Genomic DNA, 22,868 nt, shown 5'->3' with positions numbered 1-22,868 from the left:
CTCGGAGGTCATCGGCTCGTCCCGGTGAGCGTGGCCTCTACCGCTGTCGGGTCGAAACCGTTGCAGGGGTTGTTGATCTGGGGGCAGTTGGAGATGAGCACCAGCACGTCCGTCTCCGCCCGCAGGGTGAGGGCCTTACCGGGCGCGGAGAGGCCGTCGACGATGCCGAGCGTGCCGTCCTGCTCCACGGGCACGTTCATGTACCAGTTGATGTTGGACACCAGATCGCGTTTGCCGAGCCCGTACCGGGCACCCTCCGCGAGGAAGTTGTCCACGCAGGCGTGCTGCGACCAGGTGTGGTGGCCGTAGCGCAGGGTGTTGGACTCCTTCGAGCACGCGCCGCCCACGGTGTCGTGGCGGCCGCAGGTGTCCGCGGTGACCGTCATCAGCGGGGTGTGCTCGTTCGACATCAGCACGCTGCCGGTGGTCAGGAAGATGCCGACCCCGGCCTGGATCGTGTCGGGTGCGCTGTAGCGGACCGCCGTGTCATGGGCGTCGTACACCAGGAAGTCCACCGCCTGGTTGCCGTGCAGATCGGTGAGGGTGAGCTGTTCGCCGGCCCGGACGGTCGCTGACCAGGCCGCGCGGGCGGGAATGACGGTCGTCGTGAGGACGGTGGCGGACGTGGTCATGCGAGCCCCCGGGCGGTGAGGAAGTCGACGGTGTTGAGGAAGGCGCGGCGGCCCTCCGGCGTGGCGTCCCACAGGGCATCGCCCGGTGACGTCGGCAGGGCACGCCAGGCCAGCACCTCCAGCGGGGTGCTCGTGTAGGCGGGGCGGGGGTCCAGGGGATGCGGGACGTTCGCGATCAGCACGGTCAGGTCCTGCTCGGCGCGCAGCGTCACCGCGGTGCCCGCTCCGGCCGAACCGGTGAACTCGGTGGTGCCGTCCTCGCGGATCCGGATCCCCTGGAAGAAGGAGAGCGACGGTGGCAGGTCGCGCGGTTCGAGGCCGTTCTTCGAGGCGGCCAGCTTCAGCAGTTCGCGGCCGGCGGGGGAGGCGGACTGGGGGGTGCCGTCGCCGTACCGTTCGGTGTTCCTCCGCAGGGTGGAGGTGCCGCACAGGGCGTCGTGACGGCCCGAGGAGTCGGCGGTCACCGAGGCGAGCACCCGTCCCTGGTCGGAGAGGAGCAGCCGGCCCGCGCCCAGGTAGGCGTTCCACTGGACCTTCACGGTGTCCGCCGTGTTCAGCCGCTCCCACGGCCGCCCGTCCGCGTAGAGCAGCAGATGCGCGCAGGCGTCGCCGGCGAGGTCGGTGAGGCGCAGTTCGGTGCCCCGGGCCAGGACGCGGTGCGTGTAGTTGCCGCCCGCGACCGTCTCGGCCCAGACCGGGGTGCCGGGGGCGGCATCCGGCCAGTCGCTCGCGGGAACCACCGGCATGGCCCCGCTCCGGGTGCCGTGCTGGGCGCGGGCGTGGTCCCGGGCTCCGTGTGTCGTCGCTGTCGCCATGGCTGAACCTCCGGCTCGACGTGTTGCCGATGCTTGTTTCTGTCGCGCGACAGAAATTAGGGGGCCGGGGAGTCATGGCCATTGCCCGTTGGTTGCGCGGGAGTTACCGACTGCTCACCAAGATCGCGAGGGACGGGGATGTGCGACGATCGGCCCATGCCCAGTACCTCAGGAACCGGCGGCCGGCGGGTCGGCAGGCCGCGCGCCACCCAGCGCCCGGACAGCGGACTGTCCGCGCGGGACGAACTTCTGGCCGCGGCAGCGGAGTTGTTCACCACGCGTGGGTACGCGGCGACCACCACCCGGGCCGTCGCCGAACGGGCGGGCATGCGGCAGGCGACGATGTACCACTACGTGGCGGGCAAGGAGGATCTGCTGGCGGCACTCCTGGAGTCGACCGTGGCCCCCTCGCTCGCCCTTGCCGAGAAGCTGCTCGCGGACGGGGGCCGGCCGGCCGAGGACCGCCTGTGGGAGCTGTGCCGGGCGGACGTGGCCCTGTTGTGCGGGGGTCCGTACAACCTGGGCGCGCTGTACGTGCTGCCGGAGGTGCGGGCCGAGCGGTTCGCGGACTTCCGCCGGGTGCGGGCGGCGCTGCGCTCGGCTTACGGGGAACTGCTGGTCGCCACCGAGGTGGGCGCGGCGCTCGACGCGGACGAGGCGCGGCTCCGGGCGGACCTGGTCTTCGGGCTCATCGAGGGCGTGATCCTCGTGCACCTGTCGGAGCCCGAGCGGGAGGCGGAGGCGTTCGCGACGGCGACGGCGGACGCGGCGCTGCGGATCGTGGGGCCGGGGCGGGAAGCCGGGAGCGGAGCGGGGCGCGAGGGCTGAGCCGGGGCCGGGATGCCCGGGTGGCCGGGTGCCCGCACGGCTGTCGGCCGGCCCCTGTCCCGCGGGCCGGCCGGCAACGGTGGCTGATCCTTTCTCCGGGGCGGACGCAATGAGCTGACGGAGCGGGAGGCGGGGGCGGGGGCTTCAGGCCCGGGCGCCGCCGCGGCCGCTTCTCATCGACGCGCCTGCGCAGACCAGTCCCAGCAGGACGGTCAGACCGCCGATGATGACGTTGTTGAGCACGACGCCCATGTCCGGGCTGCTGCCCACCACCCAGGGCGAGATGATCATCCAGGCGCCCATGGCGCAGATGGCCCAGCTCAGGCCGTACATCCGCTGCGGCATCACGGTGAATCCCAGCCCCAGCACGGCGATCGCGATACCCATGATCAGGTTGTGCGTCACGAGCGGGGCCTGCGAGGTGGTGAAGTGCAGCACCCAGGGCGACACGGCGCAGTACAGACCGACCAGGAACACCGGCCCGTCGACGAGCGCCACGTCGCGGCCGCCCATCATCCGGTCGTAGCGGTCGCGCATTTCGGAGACGTCGGGGTGTCCGGTCATGTCGTGACCGGCGTGCGAGACGTTTGACATGGTTCGTCTCCTTTGGTCCTGCAGGCCGGGCCGCCGCTGTGTGCGGCAGCGGCCTGTCCTGCCATTGTGCTCTTATATGCCCCTTATGTGTAGATTCAAGGCGACGGAATCTCCGCAGGATCCGCATCCGTGCACCGGTCGTCCAGCCGCCGGGCCAGTGAGATCAGCTCCGGGGTACGCAGCACCCGGGCGCCGTATCCCGGCAGCGGGACGTGCAGCGGATCCGTCCAGCGCGACGGGATCGACCCGAGTCCGTGCACCGCACCCGCCAGCGCCCCGGTCACCGCCGCCACGGTGTCGGTGTCGCCGCCCACGTCGATGGCCGAGGCCAGCGCGGCCTCGTACGAACGTGTCGTGCGCAGCGCCCACAGCGCGGTGCCCAGACAGGGCCACACCGCTCCGTTGAACTCCGTCGCCCGGTCCGGGTGCCAGTCCGGCACCAGGACGGCCGCCCAGCGCTCCCGGTGATCCGCGTGCACGGCGGCCAGCGCCTCCGGGACGGCGGCGAGCGGGTCGGCCCCGTTCAGCGCGACCCGGATCAGTTCGTGCAGGACGGCGGTGCCCTCCCAGGCCGCGCGGTCGCCGTGCGTCAGGGCGGCGATCCGGCGGGCCGCGTCCATGGTCGTGGCCCGTGCGTCCGCGTCCGCCTGCTGCGGCCAGGCGAAGTACACGGCGGACGTGGCGGCGCGCATCAGTGAACCGTTGCCCGCCGCGCGGCCGTTGACCTGGAAGTGCAGTGCCGCCGCGGTGTCCCACGGATCACCGCTGGTCAGGACGGACTCGGTCTGGAGGCCGATGTCCTTCGGATCGCCGGCGGCCCACCGCCGGAACCGGTCGAAGAGGTCGGGCAGGTCGAGACCCCCGCGCTCCAGCAGCGACTCCGCGACGAGCACGGCCATCTGCGTGTCGTCCGTCGCCTCACCGGGGTCCCAGCCGCCACCGCCGCACATCGTGCCGGTGCCGTCCGGGAAACGGGCGGTGTAGACGCCGGCCGGTCCGAACTCGAACGGCGCGCCCAGGGCGTCGCCGACCGCCGATCCGACCACCGCACCCGCCGCCCGGTCCTGCCTGCTCAGGGAGTTCATCCCGTCAGCGTACGGAGGGCGACCGCTTGGCGTACACGCGATAAGCCGCGCCGAGCAGCATGGTGACGGCCAGGAAGAGCACCGTGAACCACTGGAAGTACCAGTGCCCGCCCGCCGGGTCGTACACCGCAGCCCGCGGCCAGGCCAGGTTGACCGTCATCACCGCTCCGTACGCGAAGGCCAGCGCGTTGACCGGGAGTCCCCAACGGCCCAGCGAGAAGAGGGGCCTGCCTTCCTCGTCGTGGACCGGGCCGGTGGCGGGGGAGAGCGGGAGGCGGCGCAGCCTGCGCAGCAGCATCGGGCCCGTGACCATCGCGTACGCCAGGTACAGCATCGCGATGCACGTGGTGCCGATCGCCAGGAACGCCTCCGGTGAGGCCAGGTTCAGCAGTCCGAGCGCCGCGGCCGCCGCGCCGACGAACAGGGCGGGTGCGGCGGGCATCCCGGTGCGCGGGGAGACCTTGGCGAGCCGGGACGAGCAGGGCAGCACCCCGTCGCGCGCCATCGAGAACAGCATCCGTGAACCGGCCGTCTGGATGGCGAGCGTGGCCACCGCGACGGCGACCGCCACATCGGCGAGCAGCACCCGGCCCACGCCGTCCCCGAGGCTGCTGGTCAGCACGTACGACAGGCCTTCCGTGGCCAGCCGGCCGTTGGTCAGGTCCGGTGCGGCCAGGATGCCCGCGAGGACCAGCAGCCCGCCGAGCACCCCCGCCGAGGCCAGCGCGAGCAGGATCGTGCGCGGGGCGGTGCGGCGCGGGGAGCGGGTCTCCTCGCTCATCTCGCCGGCGCTGTCGAAGCCGATCAGGACGTAGGCCGCGGTGAACGAACCGACGAGCAGCGCCCCGAGGGCGCCGCCCTGGCCGCCCGTGTGCAGGGTGACGCCGGGGGTGCGCTCGGTGTGGGTGAACAGGAGGACCAGGATGAGCACCGCGCCGATGATCTCGGCCGTCACCCCGATGCGGTTGACCGCCGACATGACCTTGTTGTCGAGCAGGTTCACCGTCGTCGTGAGGGCCAGGAGCGCCACGGCCAGCAGCGCGGCGTTGGCCGCGCCCGTCGCCGTGGTGGGCGCCGGGTCACCGCCCACCAGCTGGAAACCGGACCAGATGGCCGGCAGGACCACCTGGAGGGCCAGCGCCGCGGCGGCGACCACGACGATCTGCCCGATCACCATGATCCACCCGGCGTACCAGCCGAACGCGGGAGTGCTGAGCCGGGTCGACCACTGGTAGATGGCGCCGGACAGCGGGTAGCGGGCGGCGAGTTCGGCGAAGCAGGCGGCGACCAGCAACTGGCCGACGAGCACGGCCGGCCAGGTCCAGAAGAAGGCGGCGCCGCCGAAGGAGAAGCCGAACGCGAAGAACTGGAAGACGGTGGTCAGGACGGAGATGAAGGAGAAGCCGGCCGCGAACGAGGCGTACCGGCCCATGGACCGGTGCAGTTCCTGGCGGTAGCCGAAACCGGCCAGGGAGGCGTGGTCGCCCTGGCCGGTTCCGGCGGGATCCGGTCGTACGTCCGTTGGTGCGGTGGCGGTCATGTCAGCCCCTGTCGCCGATTTCCTGTCGGGCGACAGAAATTAGGGACGCGCTGTTTCCGGGGCGTGACGAGGCCGTGTCCGCGCGGGGCCGAAGTGCTCACGTCCTGCGGCGGGTTGCCGAGGGCGGTGGCGGTGGCTCCCGCGCGGGAGGGCCGCTACTTGGCCGGCATCAGGACCGTGTCGACGATGTAGACCGTCGCGTTGGCCGTCTGGACGTTGCCGCAGACGACCTTCGAGGAGTCGTTCACGGTGTACGCCATGTCCGAACCGGACGTCGTCAGCTCGCTCTTCTCCAGCGTGTCGAAGGATCCCTTCTCCAGCTGCTTCGGCGTCAGCTTCTGGCCCACCACGTGGTAGGTGAGGACCTTGGTGAGCGCGGCCTTGTCGGCGAGCAGCTTGTCCAGGTCGGCCTTCGGGACCTTGGCGAACGCGTCGTTGGTCGGGGCGAACACCGTGATGTTCTCCGCGTTGTTCAGGGTGTCGACCAGGCCGGCCTTCTTCACCGCGGTGACGAGGGTGGAGAGCGCCGGGTTGTTCGAGGCGGCCGTGGCGACCGGGTCCTTCGCCATGCCGTCGAAGGAGCCGGCGCCGTCCTTCGGCACCGTCGAACAGGCCGGACCGAAGGGCTCGTTCATGGGCGTCGTGTCGCCGGCGGGCTCCGATGCCTTGTCCGAGGCCTTCGCCGAGCTCGCCGAGGAGCCGGACGCGCTGCTGTCGTCGGAGTCGCTGGAGCAGGCCGTCAGGGCCAGTGGCAGGACGATCGCGGCGGAGAGTGCGACGGCGGCGCGACGGGCGTGGATGACCTTCATGATGTTCTCCTGATGTGGATGTGTGACTGTTCTGTCACGTTCGGTGATCGGTATGGGGTGTGTGGAGGGGCGTGTGAGGTAAGCCCGGGGTGGCGTGAACGCGCTGGGAACGCCCGTTCAGGACACGTCGACCACCACGGAGTGCCAGCCGGTAGCACCGTTGGGTACGGTGCCGACGCGTTCCTCGGTCTGGGTGGCGCCGGTGCGGTCCGTCGCGCGGACCTCCAGGGTGTGACTGCCGGAGGTGGCCGGCCATTCCCACACCCACTGGCGCCAGGTGTCCCGGCTGTCCTCGGCAGCCAGCCGTGCGGTGTTCCACGGTCCGCCGTCGACCCGGACCTCGACCCGCTGGATACCGCGGTGCTGGGCCCAGGCGACCCCGGCGACCGGGACGGTGCCGGTCTTCGGGGAGGCGAAGGGGCGGGGGGTGTCGATGCGGGACTCCGTCTTGATGGGCGCCTGCCGGGACCAGGACCGCTTGACCCAGTAGGCGTCGTAGTCGTCGAACGTGGTGAGCTCGATGTCCTTCAGCCACTTGCAGGCCGACACGTATCCGTACAGGCCGGGGACGACCATCCGGACCGGGAAGCCGTGCTCGAAGGGCAGCGGCTCACCGTTCATGCCGAGGGCGAGCATCGCGTCGCGGCCGTCCATGACGTCCTCGACCGGAGTGCCGATCGTCATGCCGTCCACCGAACGCGCCACGATCTGGTCGGCGGCTCCGCCCCGGGACGGGGGTTTCACCCCGGCCTCCCGCAGCAGACCGGCCAGCCGCACGCCGATCCACCGGGCGTTCCCGACGTACGGTCCGCCCACCTCGTTGGAGACACAGGCCAGGGTGATGTCGCGCTCGATGATCTCCCGGCGCAGCAGGTCCTGGAAGCTGAGCGTCAAGGGCCTCTTCACGCCCTTGCCGTGGATCCTCAGCCGCCACTCGCCGGCATCGACGCGCGGCACGACCAGTGCCGTGTCCACCCGGTAGAAGCTCTTGTTCGGGGTGACGAACGAGCTCAGCCCGCGGATCCCCAGATCGGCCCCCGCGGGTACGGCGGGCGCCGCCGAGGCGGGCACGGGCAGGACCAGGTCCCGCCGTGAGGCGGCGGCCCCGGCCTGCACGGCCGAGGTGAGCCGCCGTCCCAGCAGTCCGGCGCCCGCCGAGGCCGCCGCCGCGGCGCTCGCCGCGATGACGAAGCGCCGCCGGTCGAAGGTGCCGTGGTCCGGCTCCGCGTCCCTCCCGCCAGCCGCGGGGGAGGGGCCCGGGACCGGGGCCAGCCGTCCGGCCAGGAGATAGAGGACTCCCGCGGCCACCACGGCACCCACCACCGAGGGCAGCGCGTCGGACACCCGGCCCTCGGGCCGGCCGACCGCCGCGACCGCCCCGACCACCCCGAAGACCAGGACGGCCGCCGAGCCGAGCAGCCGGCGGTGCAGCGCCAGCACCCCGACCGCCATGGCGAAGACCGCCAGCAGGGCCAGGATGCCGAGTTGGAGCACCAGCTTGTCGTTCGTGCCGAAGTTCCGTACGGCGAAGTCCTTGAGCGCCGGGGGAGTGCGGTCGATCACCGCACCGCCCACCGCCGCGACCGGACCCGCCTCGGGACGTACGACCGCCGCGACGAGCTCGGCGACGGCCAGGGCACAGAACCCGGCGATCACACCGCTGAGCGCGGCGAAGGCCGCACGTGCCCAGCGGGACCGCCGGGACCACTGGGCCCCGTTCCGCATGTCGTTCTGATCTTCACTCACAACCGGCATTCGTTCCCCGAAGCCGGGCGGATTGGTCTGTCACTCGACCGAATGAGAATCGGCCCGCGCCAATCCGCGGCGCGACCGGTGACGAACCACAGCCGAAAGGCATCGCCGCTCCTTCGTGACGGTACGAGGAGCGGCCTGCGCCGGTGAGCCGAGGAGGGCGTGATGACAGACAGGCGGCGACGCACAGCCGTCGTGGGGAGCGGGGTGGCGGGACTGACCGCCGCCCACATCCTGCGCAGGGCGCACGACGTGACGTTGTTCGAGGCGGACGACCGGGTGGGGGGTCACGCGCACACCCACGACCTGCCCGCGTCCGACGGCCGGGTCCACCGCGTGGACTCCGGCTTCATCGTGCACAACCGGCGCACCTATCCGCATCTGCTGCGGCTCTTCGCGGAACTCGCCGTCCCGACACAGGAGTCGGAGATGAGCATGTCCGTACGGTGCGAGGGATGCGGCCTGGAGTACGCGGGTGCCCGTGGTCCGGCCGGTCTCCTCGCCCGGCCGGCAACGGTCCGCGACCCCGCCTATCTGCGGATGCTGGCCGCCGTGCCCCGCTTCCACCGGGCCGCCCGGCGCCTGCTGGCGGACGGCGGCCCGGACGCGGACACGATGACGCTCGGCGACTTCGCGGCACGCGGCCGGTTCTCCCCGTACTTCACCGCCCACTTCCTGACCCCCGTGGTCTCCGCGGTCTGGTCCTGCGACCCGGTGACCGCGATGCGCTACCCCGCCCGTTACCTCTTCCGCTTCCTCGACCACCACGGGATGCTCACCATCGGCGGCTCCCCGGCGTGGCGGACCGTCACCGGCGGATCGGCGGCCTACGTCGACCGGGTCACCAAGCAACTCGGCGCCGTCCGCACCTCGACCCCGGTCCGTACCGTGCGCCGTCACACGGACGGCGTCGACCTCGTCACCGCCGACGACACCACCGAGCCGTTCGACTCCGTCGTCATCGCCACCCACCCCGACCAGGCACTGCGCATCCTCGCCGACCCGACCGACGAGGAGACCCGCACCCTGGGCGCCTTCCGCTACTCCCGCAATCCCACCCTGCTGCACACCGACACCCGGCTGCTGCCCGCCGCCCGCGGTGCCCGTGCCTCCTGGAACTACCTGATGCCGTCCTGCTCCGCCGACGCCGCGCACGTCACCGTCAGCTACGACATGAACCGGCTCCAACGCCTCGACGCACCCGAGACCTTCGTCGTCACCCTGAACGGGGCCGACCGCGTCGCCCCCGGCCTGGTCCGCGCCCGCATGGAGTACGAGCACCCCGTCTACACCCCCGAATCGGTCGCCGCGCAGGCCCGGCTGCCCGCCCTCTCCGGCCCCGTCACCGCCTACGCGGGGGCGTATCACGGCTGGGGCTTCCACGAGGACGGCTGCCGCTCGGGGGCCGAGGCGGCCGCCGCACTGGGGGTGGACTGGTGAACGCCCTCTACCCCTGCACGATCACGCACGTACGGACGGCGCCCACCAGGTACGCCCTCCGGCACCGCACCTACCTGTGGCTGATCGACCCGGACGAGCCGCCGCGGCTGCCCCGCGCCCTGCGCCCGCTGGCGGGCTTCGACCCGCGCGACCACTTCGGCGGTACGGCCCCGACCATCAGGGCCGGCCTCGACCGCTACCTGGCCGCCCACGGCATCGACATCGCCGACGGATCCGTGCGGATGCTCACTCAGGCCCGGGTGCTGGGCCACGTCTTCAACCCGCTGACCGTCTACTGGTGCCGCCGCGCCGACGGCACCCCGCTCTGCACGGTCGCCGAGGTCCACAACACGTACGGCGAACGCCACTGCTATCTGTTGCGTCCGGACGGCTCCGGACAGGCGGACACCGGCAAGGAGTTCTACGTGTCGCCGTTCTTCGGCACCGACGGCGACTACCGGATGAGACTGCCCGAACCCGGCCCCCGGCTCACCCTGACGGTCCAGCTGGAACGGGCCGGCACCCGGCCCTTCACCGCCACCGTCCGGGGCGTACGGAGGCCCGCCGGCCCGGCCGAGCTGCTCCGCCTCGCCGTCCGCCACCCCTGGTCCACGGCCGTCGTGTCGGCCGCCATCCGGCTGCACGGCATCCGCCTCCTGCTCCGCGGACTGCCCGTACAGCCCCGCCCCCACCACCGCACCCAGGAAGGAATGCAGTGAGCGTGTCCACCACCACAACCCACTCCCCGTCCCCGTCCTCCCCCTCGGCCCCGGCTTCCGTCGACACCACCGCCGACGTCGATCCCGGCCGCTGGCCCGACGTCGTGCGGCCGACCCGTGCCTCCCGGCTGCGGACCGCCGTCGCCGAACGGCTCGTCCGCCGCGCCCTGGCCCGCCTCCCACTGCGGGTCCGCCTCGCGGGACGCGAGGAACTCGGTCTCGGCGGCCCGCTGATGGACGTGACGGACCCCGCCACGTTCTTCCGCCGCATCGGGGCCGACGGCCTGATCGGCTTCGGGGAGTCGTACATGGCGGGCGAGTGGGACACGCCCGACCCGGTGGGCGTCCTGACCGTCCTCGCCGACCAGGTCGCCACCCTGATCCCGCCGCCCCTCCAGCGGCTGCGCGGACTCTGGGCCCGCCGCCGCCCCGCCGGGCAGCTCGGCACGCAGGAAGGCGCCCGCGACAACATCAGCCACCACTACGACCTGTCCAACGAACTCTTCGCGCTCTTCCTCGACGAAACGCTCAGCTACTCCGCCGCCCTCTTCCGCGGCTTCCCCGCCGAGCCCGCTCTGCTGCCCGCCGCCCAGCACCGCAAGATCGACCGGCTGCTCGACCTGGCCGCGGTCGGCCCCGGCACCGAACTCCTGGAGATCGGCACCGGATGGGGCGAACTGGCCATCCGTGCCGCGGCCCGGGGCGCCCGCGTCGTCTCCGTCACGCTCTCCCGGGAGCAGCGGGATCTGGCGCGCCGCCGGATCAGGGACGCCGGATTCGAGGACCGTGTCGACGTCCGGCTCTGCGACTACCGGGACGTCGACGGGGTGTACGACGCCGTCGTCAGCGTCGAGATGATCGAGGCGGTCGGCGCGGACTTCTGGCCCGTCTACTTCCGCACACTGGACCGGCGCCTGGCCCCCGGTGGACGGATCGCCCTCCAGGCCATCACCATGCCCGACGACCGGATGCGGGCCGGCCGCAACACCTACACCTGGATCCAGAAGTACATCTTCCCCGGTGGACTCCTCCCCTCCGTCGAGGCCATCGGCGAGGTCACGGCCGCACACACCGCCCTGCGCGTCGAGCGCTGCGACGACTTCGGCACGCACTACGCCGAGACCCTGCGCCTGTGGCGTGAACGGTTCACCGAACGGGCCGCCGATGTCGACGCCCTCGGCTTCGACGCCACCTTCCGTCGCATGTGGACCTTCTATCTGGCCTACTCCGAAGCGGGATTCCGTTCCGGTTACCTCCATGTGCAGCAGATGCTGCTGACCCGTCAGGAAACGGCGCGATGACACTCACCGGCAAGCGGGCGGCCACCGGCGCCGCCCAGCGGCTCGAACCCCTCGCCGAGCACCTGCTCGGCGGCGAACTCCCGGTCAGGGTACGGATGTGGGACGGCAGCGAGACGGGGGCCGCCGACGGCCCCCTGGTCCACGTCCGCTCCCGCCGGGCGCTGCGCCGGCTGCTCTGGGCACCGGGCGAACTCGGTCTCGCCGAGGCGTACATCACCGGGGACATCGACATCGAGGGGGACCTCGCCGACGGGCTGCGGGCGATGCGCCACGCGGTGCGCGAGCGCGGCCTGCGCCCGCCGCGCCCCGGGGCCGGCGAACGGCTGCGGGCCGTCGGCACCGCACTGCGCCTGGGAGCCGTCGGCCCCAGGCCACCGGTCCCCGCCGCCCGGGCAGGACTCCACGGCGTCCTGCACAGCAAGGCCCGCGACCGGGCCGCCATCAGCCACCACTACGACCTTTCCAACGCGTTCTACGCGCTGCTCCTCGACGAGACCATGGCCTACTCGTGCGGCTACTGGACGAGCGACGCACCTGGTTACGGTCCCGCCGACGCCCAGCGCGACAAACTGGAGCTGATCTGCCGCAAGCTGGACCTGCGCCCGGGCGCGCGGCTGCTGGACATCGGCTGCGGCTGGGGGTCTCTGACGCTGTACGCCGCGCGCCGGCACGGCGTCCGCGTCACCGCCGTCACCCTGGCCCGGGAGCAGGCGGCGTACGTCCGGCAGCGGGTGGCCGAACAGCACCTGGAGGACCTGGTCGAGGTCCGCTGCTGCGACTACCGGGACATCGGCCGCGCACCCGGCCATGAGGCCGGTTATGACGCGGTGTCCACCGTCGAGATGGGCGAGCACGTCGGCGACGCGCAGTACCCGGGCTTCGCCGGGACGCTGCACGGAATGGTGCGGCCGCGGGGCCGGGTGCTCGTCCAGCAGATGTCGCGGGGGCGTCAGGCCCCGGGCGGCGGGGCGTTCATCGAGTCGTACATCGCGCCCGACATGCACATGCGGCCCCTCGGCGAGACCGTGGGGCTGCTGGAGGGGGCGGGGCTCGAAGTGCGGGACGTGGACGGGCTGCGCGAGCACTACGTCCGCACCGTCGACGCGTGGCGGCGCACCCTGGAGGAGCGTTGGGCGGAGTTCGCCGCGCTCGTCGGCGAGGAGACCGTGCGGGTGTGGCGGCTGTATCTGGCGGGCGGCTCCCTCGCCTTCGAGGAACGGCGCATGGGCGTGGACCAGATCCTCGCCGTGCGGCCGGACGCGACCGGCTCGGCCGGGATGCCCGTCACCCGGGCCGGCTGGTACCCGGGCGCCGCCGAGGTCCCTGCCGCCCGTCACGGGGAGACGGCCGGAGCCACCGGATGAGCGGCTTCTCCTGGGCGGCGTTCGCACAGGGCCTCGCACCGTGTGCCGGTGCCGCACTGGCCGTCATGCTCGCCACCTTCGCGGTCGGCCTGTACAAGGGCGTGCACCGGGTCGTCGACATCGCCTGGGGGATTGCTTTCACCATCGTCGCCCTCGTCTCGTACGTCCTGTCGGCGGGTGAGGGCGACGACGGCCGCCGGTTGCTGGTCGCGGTGCTCACGGCCGTCTGGGGGCTGCGGCTGGCAGTGCACATCGCCCGCCGTGGCCGGGGCCACGGGGAGGATCCGCGCTACGCGTCGATGCTCGCCGAGGCGCCGGGCAACCCGGATCTGTACGCCCTGCGGAAGGTCTACCTGCTCCAGGGCGCGCTGGTCTGGGTGATCTCGCTCCCGGTGCAGGCGGCCGGATACCTCACGGGGCCGGTCGCGGGATGGGGCTGGGCCGGGGCGGGACTGTGGGCCGTCGGGCTGCTGTTCGAGGGTGTCGGCGACCACCAGCTCGCCCGGTTCAGGGCCGACCCGGCCAACCACGGCAAGATCATGGACCGGGGACTGTGGGCGTGGACCCGGCACCCGAACTACTTCGGCGACTTCTGCGTGTGGTGGGGCCTGTTCCTGATCGTGTGCCAGGCGCCCGGTCCGGCCGCCGCCACGCTGGTCTCGCCCGTCCTGATGAGCTTTCTGCTCATCGGCGGCAGCGGGAAGGCGCTCCTGGAACGGCACATGGCCGAGCGGCCCGGGTTCGCCGCCTACCGGTCCAGGACGAGCGGCTTCCTGCCTCGCCCGCCGCGCCGCTGAGCAGTCCGTGCCGGTCCAGGGGCGAGTGGCTTCGTGCGCCGTCCGCCGTGCGGCTGAGCAGTTCGTGCCGGTCCAGGGGTGAGTGGCTTCGTGCGCCGTCCGCCGTGCGGCTGAGCGGTCCGTGCCGGTCCAGGGGCGAGTGGTTTCGTGCGCCGTCCGCCGTGCGGCTGAGCAGTTCGTGCCGGTCCAGGGACGAGTGGCTTCGTGCCCTGCCCGCCGCGCCGCTGAGCAGTCCGTGCCGGTCCAGGACGAGCGACTTACTGCTCCGCTCCGCCTGGCGCTCCGCTGAGCAGTCCCTGCCCGGCCTCGTCCCCGGAGGCCGGGCATCCGCTCAGGCCGGCAGGCTCATCAGGGCCAGCGGGGCCGACGTCGGCTGCGTCGAGCCGCCCGCGGGTTCGACGGTGACCCCCATGCCCGTGGCGCCGTCCACCGGCCCGTCGAGCAGGGTCGCGTACGTCGTGGGGGAGTCTCCCGACGCCCGCATCAGGCCCGCCGAGCGCATCGTGCCGCCGTCGTCGAACCACAGCTGGTAGACCTTGCCGCCTGGAGCCTCGGCCAGTCCCGAGGCCAGGAACACGGCACGGTCCTGGCTCTCGGAGACCACCACCGTGCCCGTCGCGCCGTCCTTCAGCGTGCCGGACCGTGACTGCGCGTCGGGTGCGGCGAGGACCTGGACGAGCTGTGCGTTCTCGTCCTGCGCGGCGCGGGCCTCCTGCCGGGCGTCCTGCGCCACCTGGTTCTGCCAGACGGCCACGCCGCCGAAGCCCGCCGCCGCGGCCAGGCTCGCGGCGAGCGCGAACGCCGGCCAGCGCCGGGTCCGGCCCGCGCCACTGCGGCCGGTGGCCCCGTTGCGTGCCCGGCGGCCGCCGGACGGTGGCTCCTGGCGTACGGTCGCGATTTCCCGGAGCACCCGCTCGCGCAGCTCCCGCGGGGGCGCGGCGGACACGGCGAGCCCGAGCCGGGTCGCGGTCTCCGAGAGCTCGTGCACCTCGACGGAGCAGGCCTCGCAGTCGCCCAGATGCCTCTCGAACTCCCGGCGTTCGGGCTCCGGAAGAGCGTGCAGGGCGTAGGCCCCGGTCAGTGTGTGAAGTCCGGCGTCGCTCATCCGCTCACCCCGAGGCAGTCGCGCAGCCGGATCAGCCCGTCGCGCAGTCGAGTCTTGATCGTTCCGAGTGGGGCCGCGAGCAGCTCCGCCACCTCGCGGTAGGTCAGGCCGCGGTAGTACGCCAGGGTCACGGACTCCCGTTGCAGCTCGGAGAGCGTCCGCATGCAGCGGCGTACCTGCTCCCGCTCCAGCCGGGTCTCCACCTGCTCGGTGACGTCGTCGAACGCGGGGGTGCGGTCGAGCAGCGCGGCCTTGTGCTCACGGGCCGTCGTGGCCTCCACCGAACGGACCCGGTCCACCGCCCGGTGATGGGCCATCGTCAGCACCCAGTTCATGGCGCTCCCGCGGGCGGCCTGGAAGCGCGGCGCCGTACGCCACACCTCGACCAGGACCTCCTGCGCGACCTCCTCGGACTGGGCCGGATCACGCAGCACGCTGCGTACCAGACCGAGTACGGGGCCGCACACCGCCTCGTACACCTGGGAGAAGGCGTCCTGATCCCCCCGGGCGACTCTCCCCAGGAGTTCCTGGAGATCAGGCCCCGCCGAGGCCAGTCCGCTGATGTGCACGGCTTCTTTCACGCGGGCGTCCTCCCAGGATGCTCATCGGTCTCGTGGGGTGATTCGGAGCCGGTGGCAGCGCGGATTGGTCAGAGGGCCAGATCTTTCCACGCATCTTCCGATTCGCGATATATCGTGGTTGACGAGTCCCGGGGCTCGCGATATGTTCGTCGGCGAGTATTCGACAACGGGTGAGGGGTGAGGGCGGTGGCCAAGCGGCGCAAGCTCGGCAATCCGCTGGCGCTCACGGTGATGGTGCTGCTCGCCGAGCGGTCCATGCATCCCTATGAGATCGCCCAGACCCTGCGTCGGCGCGGCAAGGAACACAGTGTCAAGATCAACTTCGGCTCGCTCTACACCGTGGTCCAGAACCTGGAGAAGCACGGCTATGTGGAGGTCACGGACGTGCAGCGGCAGGGCAACCGCCCGGAGCGCACGCTGTACGGCATCACCGAGGCCGGGCGCGCCGAGATGCTGGACTGGCTGTCCGACCTGATCGCTGTACCGGCGGCGGAGTTCCCCGTGTTCGACACGGCCCTGTCGCTGCTTCCGGTGCTGCCGCCGGACGAGGTGGCGGAGCTGCTGCTGGACCGGGAGCAGGCGCAGGTCATCCGGGCCGCGGCGCTGCGGGGGGTACTCACTCAGCTGAGTGACGTCCTGCCCCGGATCTTCGTCGTGGAGACCGAATACCAGCTCCACATGATCGAGGCGCAACTGGAGTGGATCAAGGGTTTCCGCAAGGAAGTCGCCGAATCCACCGTCGGTGGAATCGAGGAATGGAAGTCGTTCCACGAGACCGGCGAGGTGCCTCAGGACTGGCAGGAGCTGGACGAGCAGGACATCGTCCTCGACCCCGAACGCACGGTGTGACGGGAGGGACGGACCAAGGGCGTGTTTCGGAAGTAGCGCCGTCCGCCCGGAGGGCGGGCTCGGCGGCGTCTGGTGCGTGCGATCGCAAGGCGGAGGGTCGCCCCGATACTGGTTGTATCGGGGTGATCCCGACAACGCGGCGAGCGTGCGTGCCAGGCGTCGCCGAGCAGGCGGGACTTTCGAAACACGCCCTAGAGGAAAAGACCCCGGCAGGGACTGTTGGAGCAGCACCTGCCGGGGTCTCGAACCCCGGACCGGACAAGCCGTGAAGGCACGCCAGGCGATCGAGGTGCGGCACACCCAGGATAGCCCGGCACTCCACGCGCGGACCGGCTCGGCCCATCGGGAACACCAGTGCCCCGCCGACCACAGGAGAGCTCCGTCATGAGCACCCGTGCGCCCGCCGTCCTGGCGCGGCAGCTGATCAAGACCTATCCGGGGGACGTCACCGCGTTGAGCGGGATGGATCTCACCGTCGCCCCCGGCACCGTCTTCGGGCTTCTCGGGCCCAACGGTGCGGGCAAGTCCACCACCGTCAAGATCCTCACCACCCTCGCCCGCCCGGACTCCGGCACCGCGTCCGTCGCCGGCCACGACGTGCTGCGCCACCCCGACCGGGTGCGCCGGGCCATCGGTGTGGTCGCCCAGAAGTCCGGCGCCGACCCGGTCGCCACGGGCCGCGAGAACCTGGTGCTCCAGGGCCGGCTGTACGGCATGCGGGGCGTCGCCGTCCAGCGCCGGGCCGATGAGCTGCTGGACCGCTTCGACCTCGCGGATGCAGGGAAGCGCCAGGTCAAGGGGTACTCCGGTGGTATGCAGCGCCGACTCGACGTGGCGCTCGGGCTGGTGCACCGCCCCGAGGTGCTGTTCCTCGACGAGCCGACGACGGGCCTCGATCCGGAGGCCCGCACGGCGATGTGGGAGGAGATCTCCCGGCTGGCGGCCGAGGAGGGCCTGACCATCGTGCTCACCACGCACTATCTGGAGGAGGCCGACCGGCTCGCCGAGCGCATCGCGATCGTCGACCGTGGCCGCATCGTCGTCGAGGGCACCCCCGACGACCTCAAGGGCGAGCTGAGGGGCGACGCCGTCCACATGGAGCTGCGCGCCGAAGGCGACCACGAGGCCGCGACCGCCGCACTGGCGGGACTGCCCGGCGTGTACGAGGTGCTGGTGGACGGCCGACGGGTCAGCGTGCGCGCAGAGGACGGTGCGGCCGCCGTTCCCGTGCTGCTCACCGCCCTGGAGCGGGCCGGAGCGGCGGTGGCAGCCGCCACCGTCGCCCGCCCCTCGCTCGACGACGTCTATCTGCGATACGCCGGCCGCCGCTTCTCCGAGGCGGAGGCCGCAGGCCCGCACGGCGCCCCTGCACCGGCCGCCGCGGGAGGCTCCCGATGAAAAGTCAGGTATTCGCCCAGACCTGGTACATGACCCAGCGCCAGCTGATGGCGATCCTCAGGCAGCCGGTCTTCCTGGTGATCTCGCTGATCCAGCCGGTGATCTGGCTGTTCCTGTTCGGCAACCTCTTCAAGAAGGTCGTCGAACTCGGCGGCTTCGGCACCACGTCCTACCTGGACTACCTGATCCCCGGCATCGTCGTGATGAGCGCTCTGGGTTCGAGCATGTGGGCCGGAATGGGCACCTTGGAGGAGATCGAGCGCGGCACGCTCAACCGTTTCCTGACGACACCCGTCAGCCGCAACGCGCTGATGAACGCCAACGTCGTGCAGAACGGCATCAGTACGGCGGTGCAGTCCGCGATCATCGTCCTGCTCGGCCGGGCCGCGGGCGCCGGCTACCCCGGCGGGGCGGCCGGGCTGCTGATCCTGGTCCTCGCCTCGATCCTGCTCGGTACGGTCTTCGGCGCCCTCTCCAACGCCCTGGGCATGCTGGTCCGCCAGCGGGAGTCGATCATCGGCATCAACACGTTCCTGCTCCTGCCGCTGACCTTCCTCTCCACGTCCTTCATGGCGCCGAGCCAGATGCCGTCCTGGATGCGTGACATCGCCGACTTCAACCCGGTCAACTGGGCGATGGTGGCGGGCCGCTCCGCGCTGACGGCGGATCCGGACTGGGGCCTGGTGCTCAGTCGCGGGGGAGCGCTGCTGGTGCTCGCCGTGATCGCGGTGTGGCTGTCGACCCGCACTTTCCGCTCGTACCAGAAGTCCGTCTGACGGCCGGTTCCTCAACGGTCCGCCACCACATCGTCCGCCCGGTCCGGGAGCCCGCTCCCGGACCGGGTCCCGCGTGTCCGGACCGCGCGCAGCGCCAGGAAGAGCAGCAGTCCGAACGGCGAGAGCAGGATCGTCAGCACCAGCAGCGGGCCCATCACCAACGGTGAGATGCCCAGTCGGCGGCCCTCCAGGAACATCCACTGCCCCAGCAGCAGGTCCCAGGCGATGACTTGGGCCCACACGGCTCCCGCCCCGTTCGCCAGCGCGGTCAGATCACGGAACGTGTCGATGTCCGGGCTGCTCACCGCCGTCCAGAGCTCGGGGAACACCGGAAGGGCCATCGCGAGGTAGACGGCGAGCACCGGCAGAACGGTCAGGGGTGAGGCGGCGACCCGGGCCGTGACCGCACGGCCCGGCAGGAAGATCATGAGCAGCCAGAACGGCGCGGCCAGCACGAACGAGATCTCGAACAGTGCACCGGTCATGACGTGAGCTCCTTCGTGGCGGAGGGGGAGGGGTGCGCTCCGGAGCGCACCCGCAGTGCGCCGTACGTACCGGCGGCGGTGGCGGCCAGGACGAGCGCGGCCGCGGTGAGGGTCGCACCGTCCGGGTGAATCAGCGGCTGGCCGCGCAGTGCCTGCCAGGCGACCAGGGCGGTGACCGCGGCATAGGCGCCGGAGGCGACCCGCACCAGGCGCAGCCGGACCCGCGGGTCACGCAACCGGGCGAAGCGCGGCGCCAGAGTGATCAGCACCAGCAGGAACAGGGGGAGGAGCTGGAGCGCGTGCATCCCCACGAAATGCGGGATGCGCAGATCGCCGCCGGTCGTCGACCAGCCGGTCAGCGGCATCGAGGGCCCGCCGTCCGGTACGCCCACGGCGTGCGCCCCCACCACATCGGCCGTGTCGAGGTTTCCGGCCGCCCGCTGCTCCGCCGAGGGCTGTGTCATGAGGAAGCCGATGGCGGCGCCCGCCAGGGCCAGGAAGACGCCCGAGCGGATGGCCCAGGCCGAGGCGCGGTCCGCGATCCGGGCGCGCAGCAGCAGGATCGCGATGACCAGCGTGGCGGCCCACAGGATGACGATGGTGGCGCCCATCACGGCGAACAGCGAAGCGTCGAACGGGGTGGCGTTGTTGAAGTGGCTGCGCTTCCCGCGGACGACCTGCCCGACGATGATCACCATCTCGACGAAGCTGGCGAGCGCGACCACGGTCCCGGCCCACCAGCCGATGCGCCGGCCCCGGGTGAGCAGCGTCAGCATCCAGGCGAGAGCGAGGGCGTACATCACGAACGAGGCCGCGAACTTGAAGGGTTTGAACCAGATCGCCGAGCCCGCCAGGACGCGGTCGTCGACCAGCAGGCCCACGCCGGAGACGACGGTCGTCACGGCCATGGCGGCGGCGAAGAGAACTAATGGACGGTGCCAGGTGCGCCAGTGCTGCATGAGATCCCCCAGAGATGATTATGGATAGTGGCACTGCCTGCTATCCGATAGTGGAACTATCTAGGATGGGAGGCGGGTTGGCAAGCGGATAAGGGAGAACGCGCGGTGCGCATCGGTGAGTTGAGCCGCAGGTCCGGGGTTCCGGTACCGACGATCAAGTTCTACGTACGGGAGGGGCTGCTGCCGGCCGGGCGGCTGACCAGCCCGAACCAGGCGAGCTACGACGACGGGCACGAGCGCAGGCTCCGGCTGGTCCGCGCGCTGCTGGACGTCGGAGGGCTCCCGTTGGCGGCCATCGGGGAGGTGCTCCGGGTGATGGAGGACCCGGAGCAGCCGTTGTTCGACGTGCTGGGCGCGGCGGCGAAGAGCATCGCGCCGTCGCGGGGCGGCGACCCCGGGCCCGAACTGGAGGACGCCCGCGAGGACGTGGCGGAACTCCTGAAGCGCAAGGGCTGGCGGTGCGACGCGGACGGCCCTGGCGGGGAGTCCCTGGCCGAGGTGCTGGTGGCGCTGCGCCGGGCCGGTCACGGCAGCTTCGTGGAACTGCTCGACGACTACGCGGCCGCCGCCGAACAGGTCGCGCGCGTCGACCTCGACTACGTCGGGCGCCGCCTGGCGCGGGAGGACCTGGTGGAGGGTGTGGTCGTCGGTACGGTGCTCGGTGAGGCGATGTTCGCCGCCCTGCGCCGGCTCGCGCATGTCGACGCGTCGGCGCGGGCGTTCGGCGAGGAGGCGCGCGACTGAGTCCGCGGCGCGGTGGTGGTGTGGCGGGGGTGTGCGCGACCGGGTCTGCGTGACTGTGGTGCTCGGCGGGGGCGTGCGCGACCTGGCCGGCGGCGTCGCGGCGCGGTGGTGGCGGAGGCGTGCGCGACCGGTCCGCGTGGCCGTGGTGCTCGGCGGGGTGTGTGCGACCGGGTCCGCGGCGCGGGTGTTCGGCCGGGGGCCGGCGACCGGATCCGCGGCGCCGTGATGCGGTCACGGGGGCGGGCGCGACTGCGCCCCGGTCCGCATGGGGCCGGGGCACAGTACCGTTCGTCGTCAGACGCTACGCGGCGCTCTCCTGCTCGCGCTCCACCTGGGCGTTCCACTCGCGCTTGACGGAGCGCCAGGCGTCGTCGTTCTGGCCCAGCCGCCAGTAGCCGGAGATCGACAGCTGCGGCAGCGGGATCCCGCGGTCGAGCCGCAGGTGGCGGCGGATCTCCTTGACGAAGCCGGCCTCGCCGTGGACGAAGGCCTGGACGTCGCCGGCGGGGAACTCCAGCTCCTTCACCGCGGCGGTGAGCGCCTCGCCCACCGGTCGCTCGCCCCGGTGCAGCCAGGTGACCTCGACGCCGTCCGGCGACGCGATCTTCTGCTCCTCCGAGGCGTCCGAGACCTCGATGAACGCGTGCACCACCGCACCGGCGGGCATCTGCTCCAAGGTGGCCGCCACGGCCGGCAGCGCGCTCTCGTCGCCCACCAGTAGGTGCCAGTCGGCCGAGGCGTCGGGGCCGTAACCGCCGCCGGGGCCCAGGAAGGTCACCTGGTCGCCCGCTGCCGCGCGAGCCGCCCACGGACCTGCGAGGCCCTCGTCGCCGTGCACCACGAAGTCGATCGCGAGCTCCCGGCTGTCGGGGTCCCAGGAGCGCACCGTGTACGTACGCGTCGTGGGCCAGAGTTCGCGCGGGTACTCCTCGCGGATGCGGGCCATGTCGAAGGGGTGCGCGTAATCGGCGCCCTCGGGGGCGAAGCACAGTTTGACGTAGTGGTCGGTGAAGCCGGACAGCGCGAAGTCGGCGAGACCGTCACCGCCGAGCACCACCCGGATCATGTGCGGGGTGATCTGCTCGGTGCGCAGGACCTGCGCACCCTGCGCGGTGGGTGCCTGCCGCGCCGGTCGTTCTGCCACGAGGTTGTCTCCCTGCTCCGGATGCCGGACCGATGGCCCATACATGCGACCATGGGTCTTAGGGTTACCTAACCTAACACCTCGGGCGGGAGGTGTGGAGACGATTGACCGCTCAGGCGGCGAGGACGGAGAGCAGGCGCTGAAGAGCCCCGCCCAGTCCCCACTGGTCCGCAAGCGCTTCAAGCGTCGCGGGGTCCCGGGGTTCGGTGGGCAGTGCGGGGTCGAACTCCGGCAGGGGTACGTCACCGGCGACCCGGACCACGGTCGGCGCGACGGCCACGTAGTCGCGGGCCTCGTCGAGCCGCTTGCGCTGCGAGGGCGTCAGCTTGGCGGCCGGATCGTCGACCGCTGCCATGATCCCGGCCAGATCGCCGAACGCGTCCAGCAGCTTCGCCGCGGTCTTCTCGCCGATACCGGGAACACCCGGCAGTCCGTCGCTCGGGTCGCCGCGCAGCAGTGCCAGGTCGACGTAGCCGGAGCCGGCCACCCCGTACTTCTCGCGGAGCCACGCCTCGTCCGTCATCTGGAGGGTGCCCACACCCTTCAACGGGTAGAGCACCCGCACCCCGCGGGCGTCGTCCACCAGCTGGTAGAGGTCCCGGTCGCCGGTGACGATGTCGACCGGGCCGGTCGCCTGCCCGGTCAGCGTGCCGATCACGTCGTCGGCCTCGTATCCCGCGACGCCGACCCGGGCGATGCCCAGGGCGTCCAGGACGTCCGCGATGACCGGCACCTGCGGCGCCAGCGTGTCGGGCGTCTCCTCCTCGTCGGGCAGCCCCGCGCCCGTCTCCACGGCGACGCGGTGCGCCTTGTACGAGGGGATCAGGTCGACCCGCCACTGCGGCCGCCAGTCCGCGTCCCAGCAGGCGACCAGATCGTCAGGCCGGTGGTCCTGCACGAGGCGGCCGATGAAATCCAGCAGTCCGCGCACGGCGTTGACGGGTGTCCCGTCCGGCGCGCGCACCGAGTCGGGCACCCCGAAGTAGGCGCGGAAGTAGAGGGAGGCGGTGTCGAGGAGCATCAGGCGTCGCGTCACACCCCGATGATGCCGCACCCCACTGACACCTGATGCCTCACCGCACGGACACCGGCCGCCGCGGACGCGGTTCCCGAACTCGCGCCGCTCTTTTGTGACCTGGCTCACTCTTGTG

At 71.9% G+C, this 22,868-nt stretch carries 23 protein-coding genes; 10 read left to right on the top strand and 13 right to left on the bottom strand.

Going from position 1 to position 22,868, the window contains the following annotated elements; genetic code table 11:
* Positions 1-8: 8 nt before the first annotated feature.
* Both OG446_RS05835 and OG446_RS05830 read right to left on the bottom strand, forming a co-directional pair.
* A complete protein-coding gene (locus OG446_RS05835) occupies positions 9-632 on the bottom strand; it encodes an urea amidolyase associated protein UAAP2 (protein WP_328893014.1) in 624 nt (207 codons plus the stop codon).
* The gene (locus OG446_RS05830; protein WP_328893013.1) at positions 629-1,447 is read right to left on the bottom strand and encodes an urea amidolyase associated protein UAAP1; all 819 of its coding nucleotides are present in this window, start codon (positions 1,445-1,447) and stop codon (positions 629-631) included. The genes OG446_RS05835 and OG446_RS05830 overlap by 4 nt, the downstream gene beginning before the upstream one ends.
* Positions 1,448-1,603: 156 nt before the next feature.
* Between OG446_RS05830 and OG446_RS05825 the strand changes: the two genes are divergently transcribed.
* Entirely contained in the window at positions 1,604-2,275 is a 672-nt protein-coding gene (locus OG446_RS05825; protein WP_328893012.1) for a TetR/AcrR family transcriptional regulator, read from the top strand.
* A 144-nt stretch (positions 2,276-2,419) separates the two neighbouring features.
* Here the strand turns inward: OG446_RS05825 and OG446_RS05820 are convergent, their stop codons facing one another.
* From OG446_RS05820 to OG446_RS05800, 5 genes are all read right to left on the bottom strand, one after another.
* Positions 2,420-2,869, bottom strand: coding sequence for an SPW repeat protein (locus OG446_RS05820; RefSeq protein WP_328893011.1), 450 nt, complete (start codon positions 2,867-2,869; stop codon positions 2,420-2,422).
* Between the two features lie 95 nt (positions 2,870-2,964).
* The gene (locus OG446_RS05815; RefSeq protein WP_328893010.1) at positions 2,965-3,954 is read right to left on the bottom strand and encodes an ADP-ribosylglycohydrolase family protein; all 990 of its coding nucleotides are present in this window, start codon (positions 3,952-3,954) and stop codon (positions 2,965-2,967) included.
* A 4-nt stretch (positions 3,955-3,958) separates the two neighbouring features.
* A complete protein-coding gene (locus OG446_RS05810) occupies positions 3,959-5,494 on the bottom strand; it encodes an amino acid permease (protein WP_328893009.1) in 1,536 nt (511 codons plus the stop codon).
* A 155-nt stretch (positions 5,495-5,649) separates the two neighbouring features.
* Positions 5,650-6,303, bottom strand: a complete 654-nt coding sequence (locus OG446_RS05805) for a fasciclin domain-containing protein (RefSeq protein WP_328893008.1) — start codon at positions 6,301-6,303, stop codon at positions 5,650-5,652.
* A gap of 117 nt (positions 6,304-6,420) precedes the next feature.
* Entirely contained in the window at positions 6,421-8,028 is a 1,608-nt protein-coding gene (locus OG446_RS05800) for a molybdopterin-dependent oxidoreductase (protein WP_328898205.1), read from the bottom strand.
* A gap of 192 nt (positions 8,029-8,220) precedes the next feature.
* Here OG446_RS05800 and OG446_RS05795 point away from each other — a divergent pair, with 192 nt between their 5' ends.
* Genes OG446_RS05795 through OG446_RS05775 form a run of 5 tightly spaced genes read left to right on the top strand, consistent with a single transcriptional unit; the run spans position 8,221 to position 13,676 of the window.
* Positions 8,221-9,495, top strand: coding sequence for an NAD(P)/FAD-dependent oxidoreductase (locus OG446_RS05795; protein WP_328893007.1), 1,275 nt, complete (start codon positions 8,221-8,223; stop codon positions 9,493-9,495).
* On the top strand, positions 9,489-10,214 hold the full coding sequence (locus OG446_RS05790; protein WP_328898204.1) for a DUF1365 domain-containing protein: 726 nt from the start codon (positions 9,489-9,491) through the stop codon (positions 10,212-10,214). The genes OG446_RS05795 and OG446_RS05790 overlap by 7 nt, the downstream gene beginning before the upstream one ends.
* Positions 10,211-11,515 (top strand): class I SAM-dependent methyltransferase, encoded by a 1,305-nt coding sequence (locus OG446_RS05785; protein ID WP_443050040.1) that lies wholly within the window; start codon positions 10,211-10,213, stop codon positions 11,513-11,515. The genes OG446_RS05790 and OG446_RS05785 overlap by 4 nt, the downstream gene beginning before the upstream one ends.
* Positions 11,512-12,879 carry a cyclopropane-fatty-acyl-phospholipid synthase family protein gene (locus OG446_RS05780; RefSeq protein ID WP_328893005.1) on the top strand — a complete coding sequence of 456 codons (1,368 nt, stop codon included), beginning with the start codon at positions 11,512-11,514 and terminating at the stop codon, positions 12,877-12,879. Before OG446_RS05785 ends, OG446_RS05780 begins: the two co-directional genes overlap by 4 nt.
* Entirely contained in the window at positions 12,876-13,676 is an 801-nt protein-coding gene (locus OG446_RS05775; RefSeq protein WP_328893004.1) for a DUF1295 domain-containing protein, read from the top strand. The genes OG446_RS05780 and OG446_RS05775 overlap by 4 nt, the downstream gene beginning before the upstream one ends.
* A 331-nt stretch (positions 13,677-14,007) precedes the next feature.
* On the opposite strand, the gene OG446_RS05770 is transcribed toward OG446_RS05775, so the two are convergent.
* Both OG446_RS05770 and OG446_RS05765 read right to left on the bottom strand, forming a co-directional pair.
* Positions 14,008-14,781, bottom strand: a complete 774-nt coding sequence (locus OG446_RS05770; RefSeq protein WP_328893003.1) for an anti-sigma factor — start codon at positions 14,779-14,781, stop codon at positions 14,008-14,010.
* On the bottom strand, positions 14,778-15,362 hold the full coding sequence (locus tag OG446_RS05765; protein WP_328893002.1) for a sigma-70 family RNA polymerase sigma factor: 585 nt from the start codon (positions 15,360-15,362) through the stop codon (positions 14,778-14,780). The genes OG446_RS05770 and OG446_RS05765 overlap by 4 nt, the downstream gene beginning before the upstream one ends.
* Positions 15,363-15,548: 186 nt before the next feature.
* Between OG446_RS05765 and OG446_RS05760 the strand changes: the two genes are divergently transcribed.
* From OG446_RS05760 to OG446_RS05750, 3 genes are all read left to right on the top strand, one after another.
* A complete protein-coding gene (locus OG446_RS05760; protein WP_328893001.1) occupies positions 15,549-16,211 on the top strand; it encodes a PadR family transcriptional regulator in 663 nt (220 codons plus the stop codon).
* A gap of 384 nt (positions 16,212-16,595) precedes the next feature.
* On the top strand, positions 16,596-17,609 hold the full coding sequence (locus OG446_RS05755) for an ATP-binding cassette domain-containing protein (RefSeq protein WP_328893000.1): 1,014 nt from the start codon (positions 16,596-16,598) through the stop codon (positions 17,607-17,609).
* Positions 17,606-18,385 carry an ABC transporter permease gene (locus OG446_RS05750; protein ID WP_328892999.1) on the top strand — a complete coding sequence of 260 codons (780 nt, stop codon included), beginning with the start codon at positions 17,606-17,608 and terminating at the stop codon, positions 18,383-18,385. Before OG446_RS05755 ends, OG446_RS05750 begins: the two co-directional genes overlap by 4 nt.
* An 11-nt stretch (positions 18,386-18,396) precedes the next feature.
* Here OG446_RS05750 and OG446_RS05745 read toward each other — a convergent pair whose 3' ends face one another.
* The gene (locus OG446_RS05745; RefSeq protein ID WP_328892998.1) at positions 18,397-18,870 is read right to left on the bottom strand and encodes an ABA4-like family protein; all 474 of its coding nucleotides are present in this window, start codon (positions 18,868-18,870) and stop codon (positions 18,397-18,399) included.
* Positions 18,867-19,829 carry a hypothetical protein gene (locus tag OG446_RS05740; protein ID WP_328892997.1) on the bottom strand — a complete coding sequence of 321 codons (963 nt, stop codon included), beginning with the start codon at positions 19,827-19,829 and terminating at the stop codon, positions 18,867-18,869. The genes OG446_RS05745 and OG446_RS05740 overlap by 4 nt, the downstream gene beginning before the upstream one ends.
* Positions 19,830-19,934: 105 nt before the next feature.
* On the opposite strand from OG446_RS05740, the gene OG446_RS05735 reads away from it, so the two are divergent.
* Positions 19,935-20,573 (top strand): MerR family transcriptional regulator, encoded by a 639-nt coding sequence (locus tag OG446_RS05735; RefSeq protein WP_328892996.1) that lies wholly within the window; start codon positions 19,935-19,937, stop codon positions 20,571-20,573.
* A 301-nt stretch (positions 20,574-20,874) separates the two neighbouring features.
* Here OG446_RS05735 and OG446_RS05730 read toward each other — a convergent pair whose 3' ends face one another.
* Together OG446_RS05730 and OG446_RS05725 are read right to left on the bottom strand one after the other, a co-directional pair.
* Positions 20,875-21,717: a siderophore-interacting protein gene (locus OG446_RS05730; protein ID WP_328892995.1), complete on the bottom strand. Its 843-nt coding sequence runs from the start codon at positions 21,715-21,717 to the stop codon at positions 20,875-20,877.
* 112 nt (positions 21,718-21,829) lie between these two features.
* On the bottom strand, positions 21,830-22,738 hold the full coding sequence (locus OG446_RS05725; RefSeq protein ID WP_328898203.1) for a 5'-3' exonuclease: 909 nt from the start codon (positions 22,736-22,738) through the stop codon (positions 21,830-21,832).
* Positions 22,739-22,868: the final 130 nt, after the last annotated feature.

It is taken from the genome of Streptomyces sp. NBC_00236 (assembly GCF_036195045.1).
Taxonomy (GTDB): domain Bacteria; phylum Actinomycetota; class Actinomycetes; order Streptomycetales; family Streptomycetaceae; genus Streptomyces.
This window is presented reverse-complemented; position numbering and strand designations above follow the sequence as displayed.